Below are 6,567 nucleotides of genomic sequence, written 5' to 3'. Positions count from 1 at the left end.
TCCTCCGCTACCAACGAGACAGTCCTTTGGACTGAGACCTCGCCCGACGCAAGTCCGGCGAGGTTTTTTATTTCATCGAGGATTCCGTAGACCTGCACGTCGGTTACGCGCGGTTTGTCAGTGGGGAATACTTCGATGTGGTCGATCAATCCGCGAATGATCTCGATAGCTTCCGATCGGTGCGGTTCCGCTGCGGATCGGAGGGCTGAGGTAAGGTCCTTCACCATCCGCTTGTATTCCCGCACGGCGTTCGGGTGAATTTCGACGACATTATCTTCGCTGTCGATGACATTCAGCTCCGCCTCAATCGATTTTAGTTCCCCTTCGAGTTCGATCAGTTTGCCGGTAAGGGATTCGGGCGCGTGGCCAGATGCGATCGCATTCACGATGTTGTTGATCGAGTGAGAAATCTCGGTCCTGCGTTTGGTCAGGGCTTTTAGATTCGAGCGGGCGATCTTACGCAGGCGCGTTCGTTCCTGATGGTATGCCGTCATTGCGGCTTCGAGTGCGTCTGGTGATATCAGCTTGCCGGTGATGCCGTCAAAGACCCGCTTCTGCAGGTCTGGCATCTTGATGCGGTGTTTGTTGTGGCAGGTTCCACGCTCGCGCGCTGCAGAGCAGGCCATCGCGTCCTTGGATACGATGGTATAAGATCCGCCGCAAATTCCGCACTTCACCAACCCGCTAAGCGGGTGCTTGGGCCGGTGCGTTCTGTTTAGCTGGCAGTGCTGATTGTTGGCTTCTTTCCGTGCTTGAGCTGCGTCCCATTCAGCGCGGTCAATGATAGCCAGGTCGGGGACCTCGGTTACGATCCATTCCTCGGGCGGGTTTGGCCGGCTCAGCCTTCTGCCCGTGGCAGGATCTTTGACCATATGCACGCGGTTATAGATCAAGAATCCTGCATAAAGCTCGGTGTATAGAAACCCGTGTCGGCGCTGGCGATTGCCATTGATTGTACTGGCCGTCCATTCTTTGCCAGTAGGTCCCGGGATCTTGTCCTTGTTCAGGTCGCGGGCGATCTGTCTGGTGGAGCGACCGGCGTTGTATTCTCGGAAAATCCGCTTGATGACTTCTGCCTGCTCGGGGTTGATGCGCCGTTTCCCCCGGATGACGCTGCCATCGGGTGCGATTTGGTTGGTGATATCGTAACCGTAGGTTCGACCGCCCGGGTGTCTTCCTTCCTTGACGCGTCCTGTCAGGCCGCGCTTGACCTTGAGCGCCAAGTTTTTGAGGAAAAGCGCGCTCATGGTGCCTTTGAGCCCGATATGCATTTCATTGATATCGCCATCGGCTACCGTATGTATCCGGACACCGGCAAAAGTCAGTCGCTTGAATATGCTGGCGATATGTTCTTGGTCGCGCGAAATTCGATCGAGATCCTCGGCGAGAACCACGTCAAATTTGCGAGCTGCAGCATCTTCAAGTAACTGGTTCACTTCCGGTCTGTTTGCGATATGCGCGCCGGAAATGGCGTAGTCGGCATAGACCTTGGTGACGGCACCTCCAAGGCGGCGCGCGGCGTGATCATTGCAAAGTGATATCTGGTCTTCGATCGACCTTTCGTCTTGAAGCTCAGACGAATATCGGGCGTAAACAGCGATTTTCATGGGCGTGTCTTAATCCTGCGGTTCTGACGTTTTGGTCTTGTCCGCCAATTCTTCGTTATGATGCGCCACTGCGAGCGCACGCGCAAGGCACTCCGCCAGATGGATGATCTGGCGCTCTGTGCTCATTTGTGATCGGTCGATCTGGAAATCCGTGTTGATGATGCTCATGATTTCTCGTTCTCAACCTCTATTCCTTGATGAAGAAACGTGGCATTGATTGGCGCAATGGTCTTGCGCGCCGTCATGCTGCGATCCTTTCATTGATGATCTGTTCAACCATTTCGATGCGTTTGCCGATCCAGCGCATAACGTTGGTAGCCATGCTGTTGCCGAGCGCCTTGTAGCGCGGGCCGTCCGGGGCGGCGTTGGTGTACCATTTGCGGTTTTCGCACCAGCACTTGATGCCGGGTTCTGCCTGACGCCAGTAGTATTTGGCTTCTTCAAAGCTGATCGGGCGGCGGCGATTCATCGGGATCAGGGTGTAATTATCGGGGAAGTTTTGCAGGCGTTCGCATTCCATGGGGGTCAAGCGGCGCACTTCACCGCGGTTTACAACGGCAACTTGGCCGCCTGCATTCTGGTGGCTGTGTAGTGCTCCCATCGCGCGTAACGTTGGCGCAACGTCCCCGACTGCAAAGCCGTTGCGTCCTGACGCCTTGCAATCGAAGGCTAGCGGGATGTTGTCGTTTTCTTCCTGAGGAGAGACAACAAAGGTTTCGATTTCGAAGTCGATGCGCTGTCCCTTGGCAGTCAGGCAGGCCGCGGCATCGATCGGGCCGTTGGTGTTTCCGCCGCCAAAGCCGTGAACAACTACCGGATCTTGTCCGCGGCTTTCGCCGTTGCGTTCAACGCCCCGGCCACTCGCCGTAAGGCTCGGTGCAATATCGTGGGTAGCGCCTTGCCCCGGCTTGCGGCGCGGCGGAGGATTCCCGCACATGCTTTCGCGCTCAAGAAGTACCGCGGCGGCAGGTCGCCAGTCTCCAAGATATCCGACAATGAACAGACGTTTTCGCTGATGTGGCACTGCTCCGGGGGCGCTGTCCATGCGCACGTATTGAGCGTCCAGCACGCGCCAGGCAAGCCCGTAACATCCGGGACCAGCAGGCGGGACGACGCCGGAATTTCGCCATCCTTCCTTTGGCACTGCAAAGGCAGATCCGGGGGCATGCCCTGCAAATCGTGCAAGGACGGCTGCGAAATCTTTTCCACTGTTAAGAGAGAATGCGCCTGGGACATTTTCCCAAACGAACCAGCGGGGCTTTGTTCGGCGCAGAAGGTGGGCAAATTCGAGGGTAAGGTTACCACGCGCGCCATCCAGTCCTGCGCGCTTTCCTGCGACCGAGAAGTCCTGACAGGGGGTGCCGCCGACAACAAGTTCAATTGTTCCATCAATCCCCAACCTTTTCATAAAGCGTGGCCTCATGGCCGTGAAATCACCCCAAAGTGGCACACCGCGCGCCGCAGCCCCGGTCTTGCGGGCGTCAATGGCGTTCTGGCGATGGGCAAGAACTTTGCGCGGGAAATTCTCTATCTCGCTCAAAAGGACCGGCTCCCAGCCAAGGTCATGCCATGCCACGCTGGCGGCTTCTATGCCTGCGCAGACCGATAGGTATTTCATGCTGCGTCTCCCTTGACGATAGCGAAGTCTTCGTTCTCTTCGACGGGTTTGAAGTCGCGGCGCGGGTTTCCGATGTTCTCGGTTCCCTTGAAAACTCTGATGCTTTCATGCCAATCCATGTCGCGCACGACCATGCCGGCATTGATCAGTTCATTGATCGCGATCGATGTTCGGGGAGTTATTCTTGAAGGCGTCTGGAAAGTGACGCTGCTGTTTTTCCCGAGGCCGAAAAGTGATTGGGCAACGATCTGAGCATCGCGGCTCAGTAGCTGCTTTAGGGTTTCGACAGTCAGCGATGGGCTTAGGTTCCAAATCCCTTGTTTGCCGTTCGTTATGACTGGATTTTCCAGTTTTTTGATATTTGAAAAGCACCAGCCAAATCGCTCTGGTCCGTACCCGCCAAGTGCGTATTCTACAGGGCACAGAAGGCCCTCGTCGGTCAGGTCCTCGGTCGGTATTACAGCTTCCAGATATGCGACCGCGATAATGGCGCTGGTCTGAAATCCGGATTTTCGATTGCAATGATACCAATCGATAACGGCCTGTGCCTCGTCTGGCTTCTGGTTGGATGCGGATTGCAGCTCAAGAAGGTTGTCTAGGAAATCTACTTCCTTGAAGGGTTTCTTCGCGGCGTGAATGGCGATTTGTCCCCGGTAGTGGGTTTGCCATCCCCGTGTTTCAATTTTCTTGAAATTTTCGGCGACAAGCGACGCGTATGGTTGCCAGATGGTTATCGCTTTCATTATGCGGCCTCGCTGTTTCGGGTTTCGCCTGTGGTGATTGCCTCGACCTGCATCGGTGTGAGTTTGAGGCACCGGTTCATGGCGTTTGCGAGCCTTCGGGCTTCGGTGCTGGTTTGACGCGGGTTGATCAGGATGCTTGTGTCCTGCGGTCTGCTATCGTCCTGATAGTTGTATTGGATCGGATACATCCCGTTTTTGCTGATTTCGCCAGCTTGAAACGCAATCTTGTAGTCGCTTCCGTCCTGCAGGCGATGGGCAAACAGAAGCTCGTTGCCCCAGATCTCGTTTGCGAGCCGTTCAAGCGGTTTGCGGTACCGGTCGGGATTGATGCCCGTTTCCGGGCGGGCAACCCGGGCAGTGTGGTAAAGATCGCTTGCGATCGAGACCAGAAACCGGACAAGGCGTGAGGTTTGTTCGCCGTCATCGGCAATGGTGACCTTTGTCGCCAGCTTGCAGAAGGTTTCGAGCTGATCAAGAAAGCCAGGTCCCGGTTCATGGCTGGCAAGGTCGGCGGCGTCGAGCGCGTCATAGAGTGCCGCGAGTGGATCGGTTTTGATCAGGTGTTCGACGGCACGGATCTTGAAGTCATCGGCGATCGTGGTGCCTTCGAACTCGGCAACGGTGCGCTTGGCGTCTTCATAGGCGAGTGCGTTGTTTTCAAAGATATCGGGCATGGTTCTGTTTCCTTTCGTTCTCGTCGCGTAGGACGGCGGCACTGGCGGGTTTTGGGTTGAGGGATGCCGGTGGGGAAACCGGCGTGCCGCCGTCCTGCGGAACGAGGCGGCGCTAGGCCGCGTCGTCCTGATTGGTGGCCCGAAGGCCAACCCGTCGGATAAATTCGTCGCGATTGATGGGCGCGCCGGGAAATCGTTCGATATAGGCCTCAAGGCTTTCGAACGCTTCGCGCATGGCAGTGGCGGCTTTGATCTCGGCTAAAAGCAGGATCTCGTCGCCGCGCATGTGTTTGCTTTGATCGGTCATGCCGCGATGCCGTCATTCAGTGCCGGCAGCATGATCTGCAGGCGGTTGGCAAACAGGTGTTGCGCCTCGGTCGGTGGCATCGGTTTGATCGTCGGGGTGATCGGGCGGATCGTCTGGTCGCCAACTTGTTCGGGCAGGTTGTCGCGGCTTTCGGTCGCGAGCGAAATCAGATCGGCGCGCTTGATCTCGGCAACAATCTGGGGCGGCACTGGCCATTCCAGACCGGCGGCAGCATGGATAGCAGCGTCGACCCGTTCCTCGATGATCTCGCGGCCCATTTTGAGGTTGGGGTAGGACTTCATAAGCATGTCGCGCACATCGGGCGGGAATTGCTCAAAGAACGCGATCTTCTCTGCGTCCTGCTTGGGGGTGCTGTCATCGCCTTTGGCGTATTCCTTGGCGTCATGGATAAGCGCGTGCGGCTTGGCGAAGTCAGCGACCAGATCGCAAACAATGACGGAATGCTGTGCGACCGGGATTGTGGTGTGCCCGGTAAACCGGTTGATGTTGGCAAGCGAAAAACAGACATCGGGCCAATAGATGTCTTCCGGGCGCGGTGCCAGAAGGTCGATTTTGCGGCCATGTACGGTTAGGACAAGGGTGTTCATGATAGGTCCTTTCGGGTGTCCCGGCGGCGCGGTGCCGCCGGGGAATGTTGACCTGGCTTACTCGGGGTAGCCGATAAACAGGGGGAGATTGGTTTCGTCTTTGACCTTTGCGCAGCCTTCCTCGAAGGCGTGGTTCACGATCAGCTCGGTCCGGTGCAGCAGGAACTTCCAAACAAGATTTGCGCCGTCCTTGCGGAAGCGCAGGCGTACCGGGATCAGGTAGTTGGCGCCGTTCTTGAAGACCGGGATGTTGATCAGGAAAAGGTCCGGCACCTTGAGTTTGCCGCCTTGCTCGTCCCGGTGTTCGTTGCTGAACGTGATAGCAAGTTCGCCGGTCGCGAGCTTCTGGCGGGATTCGAATTTTTCCTCGGTCCGGATGATCAGCCCCCGGGAAAGCTCAAGGATGCCGCTCGGCCCGGTGAACTTGCTTTCAAGCGTCGAAACCAGATTAAGCAGATGCTTGTCGAACTCGGTCATGTCCGGTTTGCTGTCAAAGGCGGGTGGTGCCGCGACATCGATAATGTGTTCTTCGAGGAACTCGGCAAACTGGTTCTGATCAAGCCAGTTGTCGTTCATCGACATCCAAGCTTTCCATTCATCGGAGACCGGGAAGCGGTAAATGCATTTGTGGTCCATAAAGCGCGGGATGCCGTCCTTGTTTTCGGACGGGTCGTGGTAGTCAAACACGGTGGTCAGTGACAGATCGGCGCTTTCCGCGTTGCAGGTACCGAAAACAGCACTGAAATCACCTTTGAAGCGGTTGGTCATGGCGACAAAGCTGTCGAGATCCTGCATCGCGCTTGTGCCTTTGCGGCGCTTCGGATGTTCGCGGATCTCGTCGATAAAGTGCTGGATGCTGGCTGCATTGCGGCCATCCGGCAGGATTAGAACCGGGACGTTGTGTCCGTCGTGTTTCAGGTCAACGACCTTGTGGTCGCTGAACTTCGCGGTCAGCTTGTGCGCCGCCTCGGTCTCGGTCTGGAAAAGTGGTTTTGCATCGGTGGTCATTG

At 56.6% G+C, this 6,567-nt stretch carries 8 protein-coding genes; all 8 read right to left on the bottom strand.

Going from position 1 to position 6,567, the window contains the following annotated elements; translation table 11 throughout:
* Positions 1-1,607 (bottom strand): recombinase family protein (locus AUQ43_RS20215; RefSeq protein ID WP_157088423.1); only part of this gene is annotated, 1,607 nt, incomplete at its 3' end.
* 9 nt (positions 1,608-1,616) lie between these two features.
* Positions 1,617-1,775: a hypothetical protein gene (locus AUQ43_RS20210; RefSeq protein WP_157088422.1), complete on the bottom strand. Its 159-nt coding sequence runs from the start codon at positions 1,773-1,775 to the stop codon at positions 1,617-1,619.
* A 73-nt stretch (positions 1,776-1,848) separates the two neighbouring features.
* Positions 1,849-3,225 carry a DNA cytosine methyltransferase gene (locus tag AUQ43_RS02445; RefSeq protein ID WP_062954052.1) on the bottom strand — a complete coding sequence of 459 codons (1,377 nt, stop codon included), beginning with the start codon at positions 3,223-3,225 and terminating at the stop codon, positions 1,849-1,851.
* Positions 3,222-3,968 (bottom strand): ASCH domain-containing protein, encoded by a 747-nt coding sequence (locus AUQ43_RS02440; protein ID WP_062954051.1) that lies wholly within the window; start codon positions 3,966-3,968, stop codon positions 3,222-3,224. The genes AUQ43_RS02445 and AUQ43_RS02440 overlap by 4 nt, the downstream gene beginning before the upstream one ends.
* Positions 3,968-4,642 carry a hypothetical protein gene (locus AUQ43_RS02435; protein WP_062954050.1) on the bottom strand — a complete coding sequence of 225 codons (675 nt, stop codon included), beginning with the start codon at positions 4,640-4,642 and terminating at the stop codon, positions 3,968-3,970. The genes AUQ43_RS02440 and AUQ43_RS02435 overlap by 1 nt, the downstream gene beginning before the upstream one ends.
* Positions 4,643-4,754: 112 nt before the next feature.
* Positions 4,755-4,949, bottom strand: a complete 195-nt coding sequence (locus AUQ43_RS02430; RefSeq protein WP_062954049.1) for a hypothetical protein — start codon at positions 4,947-4,949, stop codon at positions 4,755-4,757.
* Entirely contained in the window at positions 4,946-5,557 is a 612-nt protein-coding gene (locus AUQ43_RS02425) for a hypothetical protein (RefSeq protein WP_062954048.1), read from the bottom strand. Before AUQ43_RS02425 ends, AUQ43_RS02430 begins: the two co-directional genes overlap by 4 nt.
* Before the next feature lie 57 nt (positions 5,558-5,614).
* Positions 5,615-6,565 (bottom strand): DUF2303 family protein, encoded by a 951-nt coding sequence (locus AUQ43_RS02420; protein WP_062954047.1) that lies wholly within the window; start codon positions 6,563-6,565, stop codon positions 5,615-5,617.
* Between the last annotated feature and the right edge of the window lie 2 nt (positions 6,566-6,567).

The organism is Thalassospira sp. MCCC 1A01148 (genome assembly GCF_001613795.1).
In the GTDB taxonomy this organism is placed as follows: domain Bacteria; phylum Pseudomonadota; class Alphaproteobacteria; order Rhodospirillales; family Thalassospiraceae; genus Thalassospira.
Note: the sequence above shows the minus strand (reverse complement) of the source record. Positions and strands in the feature narration are given on the sequence as shown.

Coding starts and splice junctions, on each gene's coding strand:
- AUQ43_RS02440 (WP_062954051.1), bottom strand. CDS start 3,968: ATGAAAGCGATAACCATCTGGCAACCATACGCGTCGCTTGTCGCCGAA.
- AUQ43_RS20210 (WP_157088422.1), bottom strand. CDS start 1,775: ATGAGCATCATCAACACGGATTTCCAGATCGACCGATCACAAATGAGC.
- AUQ43_RS02420 (WP_062954047.1), bottom strand. CDS start 6,565: ATGACCACCGATGCAAAACCACTTTTCCAGACCGAGACCGAGGCGGCG.
- AUQ43_RS02425 (WP_062954048.1), bottom strand. CDS start 5,557: ATGAACACCCTTGTCCTAACCGTACATGGCCGCAAAATCGACCTTCTG.
- AUQ43_RS02430 (WP_062954049.1), bottom strand. CDS start 4,949: ATGACCGATCAAAGCAAACACATGCGCGGCGACGAGATCCTGCTTTTA.
- AUQ43_RS02435 (WP_062954050.1), bottom strand. CDS start 4,642: ATGCCCGATATCTTTGAAAACAACGCACTCGCCTATGAAGACGCCAAG.
- AUQ43_RS02445 (WP_062954052.1), bottom strand. CDS start 3,225: ATGAAATACCTATCGGTCTGCGCAGGCATAGAAGCCGCCAGCGTGGCA.